The organism is Kitasatospora sp. NPDC001540, from assembly GCF_042894345.1.
Taxonomy (GTDB): domain Bacteria; phylum Actinomycetota; class Actinomycetes; order Streptomycetales; family Streptomycetaceae; genus Kitasatospora; species Kitasatospora phosalacinea_C.
In genome coordinates this window covers 14252-33172 of the sequence record NZ_JBIAVO010000020.1, presented here as the reverse complement: position 1 = coordinate 33172, position 18921 = coordinate 14252, and the positions used below count along the sequence as shown (strand labels likewise).

Here is an 18921-nt window from a genome sequence, read left to right as displayed (position 1 = left end):
CTTCCGGGGCGCTCCCGCGGGCGGGCGCGCCCTCCACCACCCGCGAGGAGCGGCATCGTGATCCGGCACCTGGTCCTGTTCAAGCTCAACGAAGGCGTCACCAAGGAGGACCCGCGGGCCGTCGCGGGCGCGAAGGCGTTCGCGGAGCTCGGCGCGCTGATCCCCGAGCTGCGCGAGTGGGAGTGCGGCTGGAACTTCGCCGAGCGGGACATCGCCCAGGACTTCGCGATCAACAGCCTGGTCGAGGACCGCGAGGCACTGGCCGCGTACCTCGGCCACCCGGCCCATCAGGCCGCCGCCGCGCAGTGGCGCGAGTTCGCCACCTGGGTGATCGCCGACCTGGAGGTCTGACCCCCCACCGCCTTCCCTCGTACACGCACGACCCGGCGGCCCCCGTCCTCCGCCCGAGGGCGGGGGCCGTAGCACACTCCGCCGAATGCTGGACGGTTCGTCAACACGCCTCTGTCGGGTACTTGCCCGGCCACAGAGCGACTTGTGATGCTATGACCGGTTTTGCCGGAAATTGGCGAGGTGGTTCTCAAGGGAGGGGTGAAGTGTCCGTGCGGACGCAGCAGGGCAGTGCGCCCGAGGACCAGGTCGAGGACCGGAACGAGGACCGGGGGGAGGGCCCGAGCCGACCGCAGGCCGGGCACCGGACCGAGGACCTGCCGGACCCGCTCGAACTCGCCGCCCGCCGCCCCGGCAACCGCGGCGCCGTGGACGTCCGCACCCTCACCCGGGTGCTGTTCGAACGACTCGCCGAACTCCCGCCCGACGCCCCCGAGCGCGCCCGGGTCCGCGCCGCCCTGATCGAGATCAACATCCCGCTGGTCCGCTACGCCGCCACCCGCTTCCGCAGCCGCAACGAACCGATGGAGGACATCGTCCAGGTCGGCACCATCGGCCTGATCAACGCCATCGACCGCTTCGACCCCGGGCGCGGCGTCCAGTTCCCCACCTACGCACTGCCCACCATCCTCGGCGAGATCAAGCGCTACTTCCGCGACAACGTCCGCACCATGCACGTCCCGCGCCGCCTCCAGGAGCTGTGGGTGCAGGTCAGCGGCGCCATGGAGGAGCTGACCGTCACCCACGGCCGGGCCCCCAAGGTCCCCGAGATCGCCGCCAACCTGCGCATCCCCGAGGAGGACGTCCGGGCCTGCCTGGACGCCGGCCGCGCCTACAACGCCGCCTCCCTGGAGGCCGCCCAGGAGCACGAGGGCGGCCTCGCCCTGCTCGACCGGCTCGGCTACGAGGACTCCGCCCTCACCGACGTCGAGCACCGCGACATGGTCCGCCACCTGCTGGTCCAGCTCCCCGAGCGGGAGCGGCGGATCATCATGCTGCGGTTCTTCGCCAACCTCACCCAGTCGCAGATCTCCACCGAGCTCGGCATGTCCCAGATGCACGTCTCCCGGTTGCTGTCGCGGATCCTGTCCCGGCTGCGCACCGGGAACTCCTGGGAGGAGTGAGTCACCTCCTGTTGCCCCGTGTCACCGGCGGGTGACGAGTCGCGACGATCGGGTTTGCCGGGGCCGGTGCGCCGGTATGGAGGAGTCAGACCCGTCAGCCGGGAACCACTGTGGGGTGGCGACCGTTCGACAGACAGTCACGAGGGGGTGGGCGCCGTGTTCACAGAACCGGGCAGTGCGGTCATCGAGGTCCAGGCCGAGGCCGAAGCCGTCGCCGTAACGATCCCGGCCCAGGCCGGTCCCGCCGAGGTGCCCGACCGGGCCCTCGACACCCGTACGCTCTCCCGCGCGCTCTTCCGCCGCCTGGCCGGGCTGGAGAGCGGCAGCGCGGAGCACACCTACGTCCGGGACACCCTGATCGAGCTCAACCTGCCGCTGGTCCGGTACGCGTCCGCGCGCTTCCGCAGCCGCAACGAGCCGATGGAGGACATCGTCCAGGTCGGCACCATCGGCCTGATCAAGGCCATCGACCGCTTCGACCCGGACCGCGGCGTCGAGTTCCCGACCTTCGCCATGCCCACCGTGGTCGGCGAGATCAAGCGCTTCTTCCGCGACACCAGCTGGTCGGTGCGCGTCCCGCGCCGCCTGCAGGAGCTGCGGCTGGCCCTCACCAAGGCCGGTGACGAGCTCTCCCAGCGCCTGGACCGCTCCCCCACCGTCCCCGAGCTCGCCGCCTACCTCGGCGTCTCCGAGGACGACGTGGTGGAGGGCCTCGCCGTCGGCAACGCCTACACCGCCAGCTCCCTCGACTCCAGCCCCGCCGAGGACGACGGCGGCGACGGCCCGCTCGCCGACCGCCTCGGCTACGAGGACCTCGCCCTGGAGGGCGTCGAGTACCGCGAGTCGCTCAAGCCGCTGCTGGCCAAGCTCCCGCCCCGCGAGCGCCGGATCATCATGCTGCGCTTCTTCGGCAACCTGACGCAGTCCCAGATCGGCGAGGAGATCGGCATCTCCCAGATGCACGTCTCCCGCCTGCTCACCAAGACCCTCGCCCACCTCCGGGAGGGCCTCACCGCCGAGTGAGACCCGCCGCGCGGCGGGCCGGAACGGGCTCAGACGGTGCAGGCCCGCCGCAGCCGCACCAGGTGCTCCCCGGTCAGCCCGAGGCCGTCCTGCCAGAAGTGCTCGAAGCCCGTCCAGCCCAGGGCGACCTCCTCGAAGGCCGCGTCGAGGTAGGCCTCCTCGGCGCGGGCCAGCGGCTGCATCAGCGGGTCGACGCGGGCGATCAGCGCCGCGGCGCGCTCGTTGGTGAGCAGGTAGTCCGCGCGGACGCCCTCCCGGTCGACGCCGAGCGCGGTGAGCAGCAGGGCCGCCGTCCAGCCGGTGCGGTCCTTGCCCGCCGTGCAGTGGAAGAGCACCGGCGCGCCGTCCGCCTCGGCGATCAGCCGCAGCACGGCGCCGAAGCGCGAGCGGGCCACCGGGTCGGTGACGAACCAGCGGTACATCGCGGTCATCAGCGCGGCGCCCCGCCCGTCCCCGAGGGCGGCGTGCACCGCCGTCGGGTCGCCGCTGCCCAGCGCCCGCCGCAGCTCCACGTACAGGTCGAAGTCCGCGGAGAACACCGGCAGGTGGTGCAGGGTCGGTCCGAGGCCGTCGAGGGCCGGGACGCTGAGCGTCGCCGCCGCGTCCGGCGGCAGCACGGCCGCGGGCAGCCCGGGCACCAGGTCGGCGCCCAGGTGGCGGACCTCGTCCAGGCTGCGCAGGTCCACCACGTGGCGCAGCCCGAGCGCGCCCAGCAGCGCCCGGTCGTCCTCGCCGAGGCGGCTGAGCGCCTCGGCCCGCAGCAGCGCGCCCGCGCGCACGGTGCGGCCGTCCGCGGTGCGGTAGCCGCCCAGGTCGCGGGCGTTGACGGCGGCGGCCAGGCCGAGGCTCCTGGCGGTCACGGTGGACGGCGCGGTCACGGGTGCCTCCTGGCGGCGGTGCGGCGGACCCGGCCAGTGTAGGCAGGCCCGTCGTCGGGGCCGCCCGGTGCGTCCGGCCGGCCCCGTGCGGACGGGCGCGGGTGCTACTTGACGGCCAGCCAGATCACGCCGACGACGACCGCCAGGGCCACCACGGCCCCGATGACGATCAGCGGGGTGCGGCTCGACGAGGAGCTGCTGCTGCCGTAGGTGGTGACGGTGCCCGGGGCCTGCGGGGCCGGGGCCTCGTCGACGAACGCCCGGAACATCTGGGTGGACCCGGCGGGGTCGTAGTCGTTGTCAGCCATGGCACGGGACTCTAGCCGCCCCGGGCGGCCCGCCGACACCCCGGTCCCCGTCCGCCGCCCGGTCTGCACGGACCCCTCACCAGGGCCGACCCGGGCGTGGACGCACGACCCGGCGGAATCAAGCCGGACCCGAACGGGTTGTGTCCCGTCATGACCAACAGTGACGCCCCCCGGGTGAACCTCGGCCCCTCCGACCTCGCCGTCTCCCCGCTGGCCCTCGGCGGCAACGTGTTCGGCTGGACGGCGGACGCCGCGCAGTCCTTCGCCGTCCTCGACGCGTACGCCGCCGCGGGCGGCAACTTCCTCGACACCGCGGACGTGTACTCGGCCTGGGCGCCGGGCAACTCCGGCGGCGAGTCGGAGACCGTCATCGGCGACTGGCTGCGCAGCCGGGGCAACCGCGAGCAGATCGTGGTCGCCACCAAGGTCGGCATGCTGACCGGGCTGGACAACCTGCGGCCCGAGACGATCAAGCGCGGCGCCGAGGCCTCGCTGCGCCGGCTCGGCGTGGAGCGGATCGACCTGTTCTACACCCACCGGGACGACCCGGACACCCCGGTCGAGGAGATCGTCACGGCCCTGGACGAGCTGGTCCGCGAGGGCAAGGTGCGCGAGGTCGCCGCCTCCAACATCGGCCCGGAGCGGCTGGCCGCCTCGCTGGAGTTCGCCGAGCGGGAGGGCCTGGCCAAGTACGTCGCGGTGCAGCCGCACTACAACCTGGTCTCCCGCGACACCTACGAGGGCCCGCTGGCGGACGTGGTCGCCGCGCACGGCCTGTCCGCCGTCCCGTACTACGCGCTCGCCTCGGGCTTCCTGACCGGCAAGTACCGCCCGGGCACGACCGTCGACTCCGCCCGGGCCCAGGGCGCCGGCCGCTACCTGGACGACCCGCGCGGCCTCCGGGTGCTCGCCGCCCTGGACGAGGTCGCCGCCGCGCACGACGTGCGGCCCGCCACCGTCGCGCTGGCCTGGCTGGCCGCCCGGCCGACCGTCGCCGCGCCGCTGGCCAGCGCCCGCACCGTCGAGCAGCTGCCCCCGCTGCTGGCCGCCGCCTCGCTGCGGCTGACCGAGGCCGAGCTGAAGCTGCTCACCGCGGCCTCCGACTGACCGCCCCGCACACGGGCGGCGGCCGCCCCTCCCCCACGCTGGAGGAGGGGCGGCCGCCGTGCTTCCCGGCCTCAGGGACGACCGAAGAAGTCCGGGTAGTAGCCGCTGTTGAGGCGGGAGACCCGGACGTCCTTGCCCGGGCGGGGGGCTTCCACGTACGTCCCGTCCCCGAGGTAGATGGCCACGTGGTGGATGCCGGAGACCCGGCCGTTGCTGGACCAGAACACCAGGTCGCCGCGCCGCAACTGCCCCGAGGAGATCGGGGTGGCGGCCCGGTACTGGTCGTCGGCGACCCGCGGGGTGGCGACCCCGGCCCGGCGGAACGCCTGCTGGACCAGGCCCGAGCAGTCGAACCCGTCCGGCCCGTTGCCTCCCCACACGTACGGCTTGCCGACCTGCGCCAGCGCGTAGGACACCGCCGTCTCCACGCCGCCCTCGGCGGGCTGTACGGACTGGCCGGACTGGCCCGATTGCCGGGCGTCGCGGTCGCCCGTCCGGGCGACGTAGACGTCGTAGTGGCTGGTGTAGCGCCACTCCCCGGCCGCGTTCCTGAACCAGTAGACCTTGCCGTCCCAACCCTGCCGGATCCCGCCGGAGGACTGCGCGGGGGCCTGCTTCGACGGCCGGGCCTGCGGCTTCGCGCTCCCCGCGCCGCCGGTGCGGTCGAGGTAGACGTCGTACCACTTGGTGTAGCGCCACTCCCCGGCCGCGTTCTTGAACCAGTACACCTTGCCGTCCCAGCCCGGGCCGGACGGCGCGGGCATCGCCTGCGCCGTGGTCGCGCCGAGGCCGAGCCCGACCGCTCCCGCGCCCGCCAGCACCGAGGTGACCAGGCAGGTCGAGCGCACCGCGCGGTGTATTCGACCCGGCCGCTCGGCCGCGGCGGACCCGCCGGTGCGGGCCGCCGGCCGGGCGCACGAGGCGCACCGGCAGGCTGACGCACCGTCGGATTCGGCGAAGCCCAGCAGCGGGGCGCCGGAGAAGTCCGGGAGGTCTGCGGGGTCGGTGGATATCGAGGCGAGCGCGGTGGTCACGCGGGTTTCCCTTCCTTGCGGTGCGGGCGGGCGGCCGGGGCGGGCACCGAGGCGGTGACCCCGGCCGGGGCGACGAACGCGACCAGCAGCTGCTCCATCAGGGCGCTGCGCGCGCTGTCGTCCAACTCGTGGGCGGTGGCGCGCTCCAGGCGCCGCACCGCGAGGGCCGCGGCCTCCACCGCGTCGTCCACCAGGACGGTCCGCAGCCCGGCGTCCAGGTCCGCGAGTCGGCGGCGGCGCATCGACTCGGCGACCTCCGGCGCGTAGTCCAGGGCCAGCGGCTGCACCGAGTACACCTCGACCCCGGCCGGGGCGGTCTCGGCGGCCAGCGCCCGGGTCAGCTCGTCGGCGAACCACTGCCCGTCGCGCAGCGCGGGCCCCGGCGCGGAGTTGGAGTCGCACGGCAGCAGGGAGGCGGTTCGGGTGAGGACGGCCTGCACCTGCTCGCGCAGATACGTTTCGTGATCGGCGATGCCCAGCGTCACCCGGGCGGTGTCCTTGACCCGCCACACGATCAGCAGCCGCACCACCAACGGCGTCCCGGCCCGGTCGGTGACGTGCACCGGCTCGCTGCGCCAGTGCCGCAGCCGGACGTCCACCCGGCGGCGGCGCAGCAGCGGGTTCACCCACAGCAGGCCGGTGCGGCGGACGGTGCCGCGGTAGCGGCCCCAGCGGGTCAGCACCCGGGTCTCGCCGCCCGGGTTGGACAGCAGGCCGCCGAGCGCGGCCAGCATCGCCAGCCCGATCGCGCTGACCGCGGCGAGCGTGCCGTCGCCGACCTCGGCCTCCCCGCTGGCCTTCGCCGCCGCACCGCGCAGGTCGGGCACCCCCGGCAGCTCCGGCAGCGCCCCCGCCCGGGCCAGCACCAGCAGCGCCCCGGCCGCACCGGCCAGCAGCGCCAGCAGCGGCAGCCAGCCCGGCAGCACGAACGCCCGCCGCTCGCGCAGCGACTGGTCCGCGCGCGGCGGACGGCGGTGGGTCGCGGCGTCCGCGACCGTCGGGTGCGCCGTCGGCTGCTTCGCGGTGGCCGCGCTCAACCGGCGCAGTCCGCCCGAAGCGACCCCGGGCCCCGGGGCGGACGCCGCGGCCGTGGGCTCGGCGGGCTCTGCGGGCTCGGCGGCGGGCTCTGCGGTGACCCGGGGCCCGGGCGGGAACGCGGCGGGGTCGTCCGCGCCGACCGGCACCAGTGAGGCCGGGTCGACGGCCGCGCCCACCACCGGGAGCGGCTGGGTGTCCGGACCCCGGTCGAGGGCGTCCTCTGCGGGCGGGGCGGTCGTGATCAGCGGCTTGGTCACCGCCTCGGCGACCGCCTTGGTGAGTTGGGTCGCACCGACCGGGGGCTCGGGTGCGGCGGGGGGCCGGGGGTTGGATCGCGGCGACGAGTCGCGGGTGACGTCCATGCACGTGTCCTAGGGGTTCAGAGTGTCGCGCAACGGGCGGCCCGGATCTGACGGGCAGTGCCAGACTCAGGCTAGGTTGATAAGTCATCAAATGCGACATTTACCAGGCAGTGTGTCGATCTGTCCGCTATGCGGGTACGAGTCGGCCCGCCCGCCCTGAACTGCGGGAACGAGCGGGCCGACCGGGAACGGAGGCCGGGACGGACGCCCCGTCAGCGGCGCCGGGTACCACTCCCCCGGCCGAACACCCGCCGGACCAGCAGCCCCACGGCCGCCGCGATCAGCAGCGCCCCGCAGGCCAGCCCGCGCCACCCGGTGGCCGCCGCCCGGTGCGCCGCCGCCACCGCGTCCGGCGGCGGCCCGGCCGCCTTCCGCGGGGACGCGCCCGCAACGGCCGGAGCATCCGCGGCGTCCGCGGCCTCCGCGGCGGACTCGTCGTCCGTCTCCGCCGCCGGATCGGGAGCCCCGACCGAAGCGGACGGGAGCACGGGCGCCGAAGCCGACGGCGAAGCGGTGGGGGACGGCACCGACGACAACGAGGGCGAGGGCGAGGACGAGGGCGAGGACTGCGACGGCGACGGCGAGGCGGACAGGACCGTCGCGGCGGCCGAAGCCCGCCGGGCCGAGGTCGGCACCACCGGTGACGGCGTACCCGCCGGAGGCGTCGCCCTGCCCGGCGCGGCCGACGCGGACGGCAGCACCGGCATCGGCAACGTCAGCGCGGGCCCTGCCGAACCCTCCGACGGCACAGAGGACGCGGACGCGGACACGGACGGGCCGGGGCTCGGCGATGCGCTCGCCGAGACGGACGCGGAGGGCTCGGGCGCCGGGCCGGTGGTCGCACCGACCGGATCACCCGGCGCCGGCACCACGATCGGCAACACCTCCGGCGGCACCGGCACCATCACGTCCGGCGGCACCGGAGCCGACGGCACACCAACCGCCGAAGCGGGCGCAGAGGCAGAGACAGACAAGCTCGGGCTCGGGCTCGCAGCGGTCGGGTCGCCCAGCGGCGGCACCACGATCGGCAGCACCGGCACCGTCACGTCCGGCTCCGCCGAAGCGGACCCCGACGGCACGGCCGACACACTCGGCGTACCCCCCGTCGGCGACGCACTCGCACTCGCACTCACGCTCACGCTCGCGCTCGCGCTAGGACTCAGGCTCACCTCGGCACTCGGCACCGCACTGACGCTCGGGCTCGAACTCGCACTCGCCTCGGCACTCGGGCTCGGGCTCGGGCTCGGGCTCGCCGTCGCCGCGACGCGGACCTGCACCGGGTCGCCCGGGGTGCCGTTGCCCGCGGGGTCGGTGGCGGTGGGGAGGAGGGTGAGGTCGCCGGGGGCGAGGTCGTGGGTGGGGGTGCAGGACCAGGTGCCGTCGGGGGCGGTGACGGCGCTGCAGGCGGTGGTGCGTTCGTCGCCGTGGCCGGTGGCGGCGGTGACGGTGACGGTGGTGCCGGGTTCGGCGCGGCCGGTGAGCCGGGGGCGGGCGGTGTGCAGGAGTTCGCCGCTGCCGGGGGAGGTGAGGCGGGGGCGGTCGGGGGTGGTGGTGTCGACGGTGAGGGCGACCGCCTTGCCGTCCGAGCGGTTCCCGGCGCCGTCGACGGCGTGCGGGGTGAGCTGGTAGCGGCCGTCGTCGAGGTTCTCGACCGGCAGGCAGGACCAGGTTCCGTCGGCGGCGACCGCGGTGGAGCAGAGTTCGCCGCCGTCGCGCCCGCGGCCGTCCGCGGTGACGGTGACGGTGGACCCGGGCTCGCCGAGGCCGGTGAGCAGCAGGCCGGGGTCGTTGGTGTAGGCGGGCAGGGTGAGGACGGGGGCGGTGGGCGGCGTGGTCCTGACGGTCAGCCGGAACTCGTCGCCGCGCAGCACCATGCCGCTGCGGGTGGTCTCGACCGGAACGAGGGTGTGGGTGCCCTCGTCGAGGGGGCGGTCGGGGCGGCAGCTCCACGAGCCGTCGTTGGCGGCCCGGGCGGTGCACAGGGTGGCGCCGTTCTCCTGGACGGCGACGCCCGCCCCGGCGAGCGCGCCGTCGCCGCGGAACTCGGGGCGGGTCTCCCGGGTGGTGGTGCCGGGGACGGGGAGGCCGACCTGGGGCTTGGCGGCGCCGATCGAGATGCCGGCCTTCTGGTCGACGACCTGCCCGGAGTCGGCGAAGCCGCCGGGGGCGACGAGCTGCGAGCCGTTGCGGGCCAGCCGCAGCCGGACCCAGGTGTCGCCGCTGACGGCCCCGGCCGGGACCTGCCACTCCAGGGCGGCGTGGTCCGCCCCGGCGGGGACGTCGGCCTGGACCCGTTCCAGCGGGTCGAAGCGGCCGTTGTGGTCGAAGTCGATCCAGCCCGCCAGCACGGCGGGGCCGCCGCCCGGGTTCACCGGCACGTCCAGGTCGTAGTAGCGGCCGACGGCGGTCTCGGCGGGGAAGTGCAGCGTCGGGTCGGCGCCCTGGTACTCGGCACGGCCGGGTTGCAGCATCGGCGGGGGCGGGCTGGCCCAGGGGCTGCGGCGGCCCTCCCCGCCGTCGAGCTCCACGCCGGGGGCGACCGGGCCCGCGTCGGGGGCGGGCGGGGGCGGGGCCGCGGGCGGGCCGGGCTGCAGCGGGTCCTCGACGGACTGGGCGAGGCCGGGGCGGGCCCGGGTCGCCGAGGTCGTGGCGTCCTGCCCGAGGAACAGGTCGGAGACCAGGTGGGAGACGTTCCCGTACGCCTGCGGGGCGCTGCCGAGGGCCTCGTCGAGGGTGACGGTGTACGCCTGGCGGAGCGGGGCGGGCGGGGTGGTGGAGCCGTTCTCGGCGGTGGAGCGCTGCTCGACGCGGAGCGAGACGGTGGAGACGGTGCCCGCGAGTTCGAGGGTGCCGGAGCCGTCGGGGGCGGCGTCCGCGCCGGGGTCGGGGGCCAGCTCGCCGGAGCCGACCGTCCAGCCGCGCCAGCCGGTGCGGCCGACCAGGGCGGGGGCGGCGGGGCTGCCGCCGGTGACGGTCAGCCGGGTGTCGGTGGTGGTGCTGCCGTCCTTCGAAGTGGCCGTCCCGGCGAGGCCGCTGACGTGCAGTCGGGGGTTGCGGACGGGGCGGGAGAAGGAGAGCTGGAGGGTGCCGAGGGTGCGCCAGGAGCCGTCGGCGCGGGGGCGCCGCTCGGCGGCGAGGAAGGTCTCGGCGGGGTCGCCGGGGTGGATGCCGTCGGTGTAGGGACTGCCGCTGCCGCCAGGGCGGTCGGCGAGCCGGCCGGGGGCGGCGTCGACGCTCACCCCGGGGACGGCCGCGAAGTCGAACTGGACGGCGAGGCCGGAGGGCAGCACGGCGCGCCGCTCGGCGGACCAGGCGTCGGGGGTCTGCTGGGCGGCGCTGGGCGGGGTGAGCGCGCCGGTGAGCAGGCCGGTGGCGATCAGGGCGGCGGCGCGGCGGCCGATCCTGGGACGTGGCCGGTCACGGTCGGCCGGGCGGGCGTCGGGGGCCGGGGCCCGGTGGGGGAACTGTCGGCACATCCGGCTCTCCTCTCGGTGTCGTCGTCCGCCGGAATCGCGGCCCGTCCGCCATGCACCCGAATGTTCATGACGATCGGACAAAAGGGAATCACGATCTGGTTTCGGTCATACCGCGACACCTGGTCATCTCCACCGATACCACCCGAATGGTGGCCACTCGGTCAGCAGCATCGGGATACCCGCCCGACTCACCGTCAACTCCCATGAACAGTCATCAATCGGGCGCTACCGCCCAGTTGTTGACCTACTGTCACACCGGCCTGTTCGAGTTGGTGTGTTTATCAGTAGAGTCGGCGGGCGTGACGATTGATCCCGCTCTCATCAAGTCCAGCTTCGCCGTCGTCGAGCCCCACGGCAGCGAGGTCACCGCCTACTTCTACGCACACCTGTTCGAGCACAACCCGGGCGTGCGCAAGCTCTTCGCCGAGCACATGAACGAGCAGCAGGACCGCCTCTGGGCCGCCATCGGCACCCTGGTCAACAAGCTCGAGGACACCGACACCGTGGTCAACGTGCTCCAGGGCCTGGGCCGTCGGCACGCCGGGTACGGCGCCCTCCCCGAGCACTTCCCCGCCGTCGGCGCCAGCCTGCTCGCCTCGCTCGCGCACTTCGCGGGCGACGCCTGGACGCCGGAGATCGAGGCCGCGTGGACGGCGCTCTACGGCGTGATCACGGATGTCATGAGCGCGGCGCTCACCGAAGAAGCCGCGGGCTGAGAGCCCCCCGGTGCCCTTCGACCCCGCGGTCATCCGCGCCAGCTTCGCCGTCGTCGAGCGCCGCGCCGATCAGCTGACCAAGTTCTTCTACGCCCACCTGTTCACCAACAACCCAGGTGTCGAAGAGCTCTTTCCGGCCAGGCTCGCCGAACAGCGCGACCGCCTCTTCGCCGCACTCACCCAACTCGTGGTGCGGCTGGAGGAGCCGGAGAAACTCACCGGCTACCTGGCGGCACTCGGGCGCGACCACCGGAAGTTCCAGGCCGCGCCCGAGCACTACCCCGCCGTCGGCGCCAGCCTGATCGCCGCGCTCAAGCACTTCTCCGGCCACTACTGGACCCCCGAGATCGAGAAGGCCTGGATCGAGGCCTTCACCGTGATCTCGCAGGCCATGATCGACGCCGCCGCGGCCGTCCCCGACTCCGTCCCCCGCTGGTGGAACGCCGAGGTCGTCGACCGCCGTCGGGCCACCCCCGACCTCGCGGTGCTCACCCTGCGGCCCGACCGGCCGTACCCGTACACCGCGGGCCAGTACCTGACGGTCTGCTCCGACCGTCGCCCGCAGGTCTGGCGGCCCTACTCGCTGGCCTGCGCCCCCCGTCCCGACAACACCCTGGAACTGCACGTCCGCCGGGTCCCCGACGGGCTGGTGTCCACCGCGCTGGTCAACGACGTCCGGCTCGGCGAGAGCGTCCGGCTCGGCCCGCCGCTCGGCGAGGCCGTGCTCGCCCCCGGCTCCGACCGGCCGCTGCTGATGGTCGCCGCCGGGACGGGCTGGGCCCCGGTCAAGGCCCTGCTGGAGCAGCTCGCCCAGGACGGCGGACGGCCCGCCACGGTCTTCGTCGCCGCCCGCGGGGACGACGACCAGTACGACCTGGACACCGTGCACGCCATGGTCAGGGAACACGCCTGGCTGCACGCCGTGCTCGCCGCCCCCGAACGGGGCGCCTCCCGCAGCGAGGCCGCCCGGCTGCTGCGCGAGGGGCTGCGCGAGTACGGGGACTGCTCCGGCCACGACATCCACCTGTCCGGCCCGCCCGACCTCGTCCCCGCCGTCGGCGCCCAACTCCTGGAGCAGGGCGCCGAATCCGAGCTCATCCGGCACGACCCGGTCACGCCCACCTTCAACCGCAACCGTCCGCTCACCCCCGCGGAGTGGTTCCTCGAAGAGCGCGACGTGCCCTGGATCAACCGGACCGAACTCGGCTGACGCCGACCCCGCCGCCCCCCGACCACCACAACGGGGGGCGGCAGGGCCGACGACCGCACCGGGGACGGGAACGACGAAGGCCCCGGGCGGGAACCCGGGGCCTTCGGCTGGTGCGCTCAGCAGGATTCGAACCTGCAACCTCTTGATCCGTAGTCAAGTGCTCTATCCGTTGAGCTATGAGCGCTCGGACGGCCCCTTGCGGAACCGCGAGCGGAGATTGGTGCGCTCAGCAGGATTCGAACCTGCAACCTCTTGATCCGTAGTCAAGTGCTCTATCCGTTGAGCTATGAGCGCTCGCCCCGGCGGACTGGCCTCCCGGGCGGTGCGGGGACAACATTACATGACCGCCGACCTGGGGCGAAATCGATTGCCCCGGGCCCCGCCGGAGCGGCGGCCCGGAGCGGCGGGCCGGGGAACGCGGAAGCCCCGCCGGTCAGTGACCGACGGGGCTCCCGGAGAGCGGAGGCGGAGGGATTTGAACCCTCGATGGACGGTAAAGCCCAAACCGCATTAGCAGTGCGGCGCCATAGACCGGACTAGGCGACGCCTCCAACACCCGGACCGCGACCGGTACTCCGGCGCGTTCCGTGCGACTGCGATGATGCCATAGCCGACGGCCCCGGCACCAACCACCACAACGATACTGGCCGGGTCGTCCACGGCGCAAAGAAGAATGAGATACTTCCGTCTCCGAGGAGAGCCAGAGCCGCCCGTGGCAGCGGCGGCCCGAAGCCGTGAGGAGACCTGTCGACGTGAGCAGCAGGCCGACCCGAGGCGCTGCTCGCCTCGCCGCGATACTCGATGCACTGCCCGACCCGCTGCTGCTGGTGAACAGCAACGGCACCGTGGTCGACGTCAACAAGGCCGCCGTGGAGAGCCTGCAGGCACCCGGCACCTCGCTGGTCGGAATGGGCGTGCTGGACCTGCTGCCGGAGTTCGACCCCAGTCGGATCCCGGGTTCCATGCGGCCCCCCGCGAGCGAGACCGAGAGCCTGGACCGCCCGGTCCGAATGACCGCCCGCCGCACCGACGGCACCGCCTTCACCGTCGAGGTGTCCGGCAACGACTTCACCGACGAGGGCGGCGGGGAGGCACACGGCTTCCTGTCCTTCAACACCAACGACAAGGGGCTGCTGCTGCTCCTGGTCCGCGACATGTCGGACCGGCTCGGCGTGGAGACCGAGCTGCGGCGCCAGCACAAGCAGACCGAGATGATCCTGCGGGCCGCCGCCGAGGGCGTCCTCGGCGTCGACCTGGAGGGCCGCGTGGTGCTGGTCAACCCGGCCGCCGCGCACATCCTGGACTTCCGGGCCAGCGAGCTCGGCGGCCGCGAGCTGCACCCGCTGATCCAGCACTCGCAGCCCGACGGCAGCCCGCTGGCCGCCGAGAGCTCCGCGCTGATGGACACCCTGCACTCGGGCCGCAAGCACCGGATCCGCAACACCGTGCTGTGGCGCAAGGACGGCCGTCCGGTCACCGTCGACCTCACCACCGCCCCGGTCCGGGACGGCGAGCAGCTGGTCGGCGCCGTGATGACCTTCACCGACCGCACCCACGAGCTGGCCCTCGCCGCCCGCAACGAGCACCTCACCGCCGTCCTGGAGACCGAGCTCGGCGGCGCCCTCACCGCGCTGCACGGCCGGATCGACGCGCTCGCCGCCGACCCCGCCGGGCAGCTGTGGCCCGAGGCCAACTGGACGCTGCGCCGGCTCGCCGACGAGTGCCGCCGGTTCGGGAAGCTGATCGACGGCGTCCTGGAGCACCAGCGCTTCGAGGCCGCCGCCGACCGCGGCAAGGCCGCCCTGGAGCGCGAGCGGGTCGGCCTGGACGAGGTCGTGCAGCTCGCCGTCGACCGGGCCGGGGAGCTGGTCGGGGCCGGCCGGGTGCGCTACTCGGTGCACGCCGCCGCCGTGAAGGTGCTGGCCGACCGCGAGCGGCTCGCCCAGGCGCTCGCCCACCTGGTCGCCGACGTCAGCGGCGTCACGCCCGTCCCCGGGCCCGCCGGGGCCGAGGGCGAGACCGCCCCCGCCGGGGTGCCGTTCGCCGGGCCCGCACCGGCCGGCGAGCAGCCGCCCGTGGTGGTGCTGGCCGCCGCCCGGCGCGGCGACGTCGCCCGGGTCGAGGTCCGCGGCCCCGCCCGCAGCTCCAGCGCCGTCCACCTGCCGATCGCCCGGGCCGCCGTCCAGCGGCACGGCGGCGTGCTGCAGCGCCACGACCTGCCCGCCGGGGCCGGGGCCACCTACGTGGTGGAACTGCCGCTGGACCCGGACGGCGACGCGTCCGGCACGCCGGACAAGCAGCAGCACGTCCCCAAGGACTCCGACACCGCGATGATCCCGGACCTGCCGGGTCAGGGCGTCCCGCCCGAGCTGCGACCGGCCGGTGACGGGCCGTCAGCGGACGGGGAGGCCGGGGCCGAGGCGCGGGCCGACGACACCCAGGGCTCCGGACGGCGTCGGGCCCGCGGCGGGGACGCCGCGGACGCGGCGCAGGCCCCGCGCGGGCCGATCGCGCTCGGCGCGGGGCCGTCCGCGGACGACACCGCCGGCGGCGCCCCCGCGGAGGGTGCCGAGGGCGGCGGCCGCTCCGGGCGGCGGGCCCGCCGGGCCGCCGCGCAGGCGGCGGCCGGGGACAGCTCGGGGGCGCTGCGCATCCCCGGCGTGCCCGACCCCGGGACGCCCGTCTACCCCGGCCTGGAGAGCGCGCTGGCCGCCTCCCCGCCGGAGCCGGTCACTCCGACCGCCCAGCCCACCGGGCGTCGGCGGCGGCTCGCGCTGCCCGCCGACCCCGCGGAGAGCGCCGAGGAGGTCACGGCGGTCCTGCCGCCCGTCCCCGCCGCCGACCCCGCGGCCTCCGCACCGGCGGCCCCCGAGGCGCCCGCCGTGCCGCCGCAGCCGCCCGTGCCGCCCATGCCGCCCTCCGGCGCGCCGGAGGGTGCCGCACCGGGGGGCGCCGCGCTGGAGGTCGCCAGGCCCGCCGCCGCGGCGCTGCCCGCCGCGGACGGCCCCGCCGGGGAGGAGCGGCCGCAGCCGGTCGGCAGCGGGCTCGGCGAGTTGCTGCCGCCGCGGCCGATGGGCGGCTTCCAGGCCGCCTTCCCGGCCGCGTTCCCCAACCCTCCGGTGCCGGGCCAGGCGCCCGCTGCGAACGCGCTGTCCACCGCCGGGAGCGCCCCGGCCGCGGTCGGTCCCACGGCGCTGAACGGGCAGCGGCTGAACGGGCAGGCCTCGCAGGACGGCTCCGGCGAGGGTGGCGGGCCGGGGGCGGCCCTGGCGCTGTCCGGCGGCGGCGCGGTCGAGGGGCGCACCCCGCCCCGGCCGGTCGCCGAGCTCGACCCCGCCCGTGAGCAGGCGCCGGACGGCCCGCGCCCGCTGCTGGTGTGGCCCGAGCCCGATCCGTCCACCCGGGGCGCGCTGGAGGTCCGCGGTTTCCGCCCGGTCGTCGTCGCCTCCCGCGAGGAGGTGGACGCCCAGGTGCCGCAGGCCCCCGCCGCGCTCTTCGTCGATCCGCTGACCGGTCCGATCACCCGCACCGCGCTGCAGTCGCTGCGCACCGCCGCGCTGGCCGGGCGGGTGCCGGTGCTGCTGGCCGCCGGGCTCGGCCAGGCCACCCGGGACGCCGCGTACGGGGCCGACCCGGCGGTGCTGCTGCGGGCGCTGGCGCCGCGGGACGGCGAGAACCACGCGGCCCGGGTGCTGCTGGTGGAGTCCGACCCGGAGGTCGCGGCCGCGCTGGTGGCCAGCCTGGAGCGGCGCGGCATGCACGTCGAGCACGCCGCCGACGAGAGCGAGGCGGTGGCCCGGGCCAGCAGCATCCAGCCGAACCTGGTGGTGCTGGACCTGCAGCGGATCGAGCGCCGACACCTCGGGCTGCTCGACTGGCTGCGCGCCAACGACCGCCTGCACCGCACCCCGCTGGTCGTCTACACCTCGGCCGACCTGGACCCGCAGGCCCGGGCCGGGCTGCGCACCGGCGAGAACGTGCTGTTCCTCGCCGAGCGCTCCACCACCGAGGACGTGCAGGGCCGGATCGTCGAACTGCTGGCCCGTATCGGCGCGTTGGGCCAGGCCGTGACGGCGGGCAGCGGCGCTTCGCACTGACGGTTCGTCAACTGACTTGCCGGGGCGGCTCGGCCAGGGGGAGTCGGGCCACCAGGCGGGCGCCGCACGGGTGTTCCGCGGCGTCCGGGCAGGCGTCGACCAGGGTGCCGCCGTGGTGCTCGGCGAGGTCCCGGGCGATGGCCAACCCCAGTCCGGCGCCGCCGAGTTCGCGGCTGCGGGCGTCGTCGAGCCGGGTGAACCGCTCGAACACCCGCTCCCGGTCCGGCTCCGGGATGCCCGGGCCGTCGTCGCGCACCTCCAGCACCACCTCGCCCTCCCGCACCGCGAGTTGGACCTCCACCAGGCCGTCCGCGTAGCGCTGGGCGTTGTCCACCAGGTTGGTGAGCAGCCTGGTCAGCCAGGTGCGGTTGCCCAGCACCCTTGCCCCGGACGCGAGTTCGACCCGGACGGCGACCCGGTCGGCGGGGCGGGCGTCCAGCACGTCGGCGAACAGCACGTCCAGGTCGAGGAGTTCGGTGGCGACCGGGTCGGCGGCGTCCAGTCGGGCCAGCAGCAGCAGGTCCGCGGCGAGGTCCTGCAGGCGGACGGTGTCCTGCAGGGCGTCGGCGAGCAGTTCCGGCCACAGCTCCGGGTCGGGGTGGGCCAGGGCGACCTCCAACTGGGTGCGCAGCACCGCGATGGGGCTGCGCAGTTCGTGCGAGGCGTCGGCGATGAAGCGGCGCTGGCGCTGACCGGCGTCCTCCAGCCGGTCCAGGGTGGAGTTGACGGTGACGGCCAGCCGGGAGACCTCGTCCCCGGTGGGCGGCACCGGTACCCGGCGGTGCAGGTCGTGGCCGGTGATCTCGGCGACCTCGGAGCGGATCGCCTCCACCGGGCGCAGGGCCCGGCCGGTCACCCGCCAGGTCACCAGCGCCACCAGCGCCACCAGCAGCGGCAGTCCGACGGCGAGCGCGGCGGCGGCGGTCCGGCCGGCCGCGTCCACCGGGCCCAGCGAGACCGCGGCGTAGATGGTGACCGGCCCGTCCGGGCCGGAGACGGACGTCGAGACCACCCGCTGCCCGCTGCCGTCGACCAGCTTGACGACCGCCTTCTCGTCGAGCCGGTGCGGGAGTTGGCGCTTGAACGGCACTCCGGCCCCCTCGCCGGGGCCGGACGGCAGGCCGGGGGGCGGGGGGATGATCCGGGGCGCCACGTCCAGGGTGGCCGAGATCAGCTTCCCCTCGGCGTCGAACACCCGGACCGAGCCGCCGCCGGGGTTCGAGATGACCGGCGGCAGGTGCTCGCGCACCGCCACCGCGGCCACCTCGTCGACCTGCCGGACGGCGCTCTCCCGGACGTCCCGGGTCAGGTTGGCCTGCAGCACGCCGAGCAGCGCCACCGCCGTGCCGCCCAGCGCGAGGGCCACCACGGCGGTGGCGGCGAAGGTCGCCCGGGCCCGCACCGAGCGCGGCACCAGGCGGCGCAGGGCGCGGCGCAGGGCCACCGTCCGGTCAGCCACCGTCCACCGCCAGCCGGTAGCCCGCCCCGCGCACCGTGCCGACCGCGCTGCGGCCGAACGGGGCGTCGATCTTCCGGCGCAGGGCGCTGATGTGCACCTCGACGAGGTTGGGGTCGCCGTCGAACGCGGAGTCCCAGACGCTCTCCAGGATCTCCCGCTTCGACACCACCCCGCCGGACGCCCGGGCCAGGCACTCCAGCACCGCGAACTCCCGTGTGGTGAGCCGGACTTCGGTGCCCGACCGGGTGCACGTCCGGCGGGCCGGGTCGATCGCCAGGTCACCGAACTCCAGGGTCTGCGGCAGTCGGCGCCCGGTGCGCCGGACCAGGGCGCGCAGCCGGGCCACCAGCACCACGTACGAGAACGGCTTGGAGAGGAAGTCGTCGGCTCCCGTGTCCAGGGCCTCGGCCTCGTCGAGTTCGCCGTCCTTCGCCGTGAGCATCAGGATCGGGGTGTCGTCACCGGCCGCCCGCAGCCGGGCGCAGACCCGGTAGCCGTTGAGCCGCGGCAGCATGATGTCGAGCACGATCGCGTCGTAGTCGTGCTCGGTCGCCGCCCACAGCCCCTCCTCGCCGTCGTGGGCGAGGTCGACGGCGAAGCCCTCGGCCCGCAGCCCGCGCTGCAGCGCGGCGGCGAGCCGCCGTTCGTCCTCCACCACCAGTACGCGCATGGGGACAGCGTCGCAGGCACTCGTCGGGGCGGACAGGGCGGCTTCAGCCTGGCTTCAGGCGGCGGGCGGGA

The 18921-nt window shown here is 75.4% G+C and carries 14 protein-coding genes and 3 tRNA genes; 7 read left to right on the top strand and 10 right to left on the bottom strand.

Annotation, left to right across the window (positions count from 1 at the left end; all coding sequences use genetic code 11):
* The first annotated feature begins 57 nt into the window (after positions 1–57).
* The 3 genes from ACFY00_RS22830 to ACFY00_RS22820 all read left to right on the top strand — a co-directional run bounded on the left by ACFY00_RS22830 (position 58) and on the right by ACFY00_RS22820 (position 2495).
* Positions 58–351 carry a Dabb family protein gene (locus ACFY00_RS22830; protein WP_285734206.1) on the top strand — a complete coding sequence of 98 codons (294 nt, stop codon included), beginning with the start codon at positions 58–60 and terminating at the stop codon, positions 349–351.
* 203 nt (positions 352–554) lie between these two features.
* On the top strand, positions 555–1472 hold the full coding sequence (locus ACFY00_RS22825) for an RNA polymerase sigma factor SigF (protein ID WP_388033309.1): 918 nt from the start codon (positions 555–557) through the stop codon (positions 1470–1472).
* A gap of 183 nt (positions 1473–1655) precedes the next feature.
* On the top strand, positions 1656–2495 hold the full coding sequence (locus ACFY00_RS22820) for an RNA polymerase sigma factor SigF (RefSeq protein WP_388033463.1): 840 nt from the start codon (positions 1656–1658) through the stop codon (positions 2493–2495).
* Positions 2496–2524: 29 nt separating this feature from the next.
* Here the strand turns inward: ACFY00_RS22820 and ACFY00_RS22815 are convergent, their stop codons facing one another.
* Together ACFY00_RS22815 and ACFY00_RS22810 are read right to left on the bottom strand one after the other, a co-directional pair.
* A complete protein-coding gene (locus ACFY00_RS22815; protein ID WP_388033308.1) occupies positions 2525–3373 on the bottom strand; it encodes a tyrosine-protein phosphatase in 849 nt (282 codons plus the stop codon).
* A gap of 104 nt (positions 3374–3477) precedes the next feature.
* On the bottom strand, positions 3478–3681 hold the full coding sequence (locus ACFY00_RS22810) for a hypothetical protein (RefSeq protein WP_285734197.1): 204 nt from the start codon (positions 3679–3681) through the stop codon (positions 3478–3480).
* A gap of 150 nt (positions 3682–3831) precedes the next feature.
* Between ACFY00_RS22810 and ACFY00_RS22805 the strand changes: the two genes are divergently transcribed.
* Entirely contained in the window at positions 3832–4788 is a 957-nt protein-coding gene (locus ACFY00_RS22805; RefSeq protein WP_388033306.1) for an aldo/keto reductase, read from the top strand.
* A gap of 71 nt (positions 4789–4859) precedes the next feature.
* Here the strand turns inward: ACFY00_RS22805 and ACFY00_RS22800 are convergent, their stop codons facing one another.
* The 3 genes from ACFY00_RS22800 to ACFY00_RS22790 all read right to left on the bottom strand — a co-directional run bounded on the left by ACFY00_RS22800 (position 4860) and on the right by ACFY00_RS22790 (position 10698).
* Positions 4860–5822 (bottom strand): C40 family peptidase, encoded by a 963-nt coding sequence (locus ACFY00_RS22800; RefSeq protein WP_388033305.1) that lies wholly within the window; start codon positions 5820–5822, stop codon positions 4860–4862.
* Positions 5819–7222: an SPFH domain-containing protein gene (locus ACFY00_RS22795; protein WP_388033303.1), complete on the bottom strand. Its 1404-nt coding sequence runs from the start codon at positions 7220–7222 to the stop codon at positions 5819–5821. The genes ACFY00_RS22800 and ACFY00_RS22795 overlap by 4 nt, the downstream gene beginning before the upstream one ends.
* 212 nt (positions 7223–7434) lie before the next feature.
* Positions 7435–10698 carry an Ig-like domain-containing protein gene (locus ACFY00_RS22790; RefSeq protein WP_388033302.1) on the bottom strand — a complete coding sequence of 1088 codons (3264 nt, stop codon included), beginning with the start codon at positions 10696–10698 and terminating at the stop codon, positions 7435–7437.
* A 239-nt stretch (positions 10699–10937) separates the two neighbouring features.
* On the opposite strand from ACFY00_RS22790, the gene ACFY00_RS22785 reads away from it, so the two are divergent.
* Together ACFY00_RS22785 and ACFY00_RS22780 are read left to right on the top strand one after the other, a co-directional pair.
* Positions 10938–11414, top strand: coding sequence for a globin domain-containing protein (locus tag ACFY00_RS22785; protein ID WP_388033301.1), 477 nt, complete (start codon positions 10938–10940; stop codon positions 11412–11414).
* Positions 11415–11424: 10 nt separating this feature from the next.
* A complete protein-coding gene (locus ACFY00_RS22780; protein WP_388033299.1) occupies positions 11425–12624 on the top strand; it encodes a globin domain-containing protein in 1200 nt (399 codons plus the stop codon).
* 108 nt (positions 12625–12732) lie between these two features.
* Here the strand turns inward: ACFY00_RS22780 and ACFY00_RS22775 are convergent.
* The 3 genes from ACFY00_RS22775 to ACFY00_RS22765 all read right to left on the bottom strand — a co-directional run bounded on the left by ACFY00_RS22775 (position 12733) and on the right by ACFY00_RS22765 (position 13175).
* Positions 12733–12808, bottom strand: a tRNA-Arg gene (locus tag ACFY00_RS22775).
* A 34-nt stretch (positions 12809–12842) separates the two neighbouring features.
* Positions 12843–12918, bottom strand: a tRNA-Arg gene (locus ACFY00_RS22770).
* A 166-nt stretch (positions 12919–13084) separates the two neighbouring features.
* Positions 13085–13175, bottom strand: a tRNA-Ser gene (locus ACFY00_RS22765).
* A 201-nt stretch (positions 13176–13376) separates the two neighbouring features.
* On the opposite strand from ACFY00_RS22765, the gene ACFY00_RS22760 reads away from it, so the two are divergent.
* Positions 13377–16721, top strand: coding sequence for a PAS domain-containing protein (locus tag ACFY00_RS22760; RefSeq protein WP_388033298.1), 3345 nt, complete (start codon positions 13377–13379; stop codon positions 16719–16721).
* A 7-nt stretch (positions 16722–16728) separates the two neighbouring features.
* Here ACFY00_RS22760 and ACFY00_RS22755 read toward each other — a convergent pair whose 3' ends face one another.
* Entirely contained in the window at positions 16729–18180 is a 1452-nt protein-coding gene (locus tag ACFY00_RS22755) for an ATP-binding protein (RefSeq protein WP_388033296.1), read from the bottom strand.
* Entirely contained in the window at positions 18173–18850 is a 678-nt protein-coding gene (locus ACFY00_RS22750; protein WP_388033295.1) for a response regulator transcription factor, read from the bottom strand. Before ACFY00_RS22750 ends, ACFY00_RS22755 begins: the two co-directional genes overlap by 8 nt.
* Between the last annotated feature and the right edge of the window lie 71 nt (positions 18851–18921).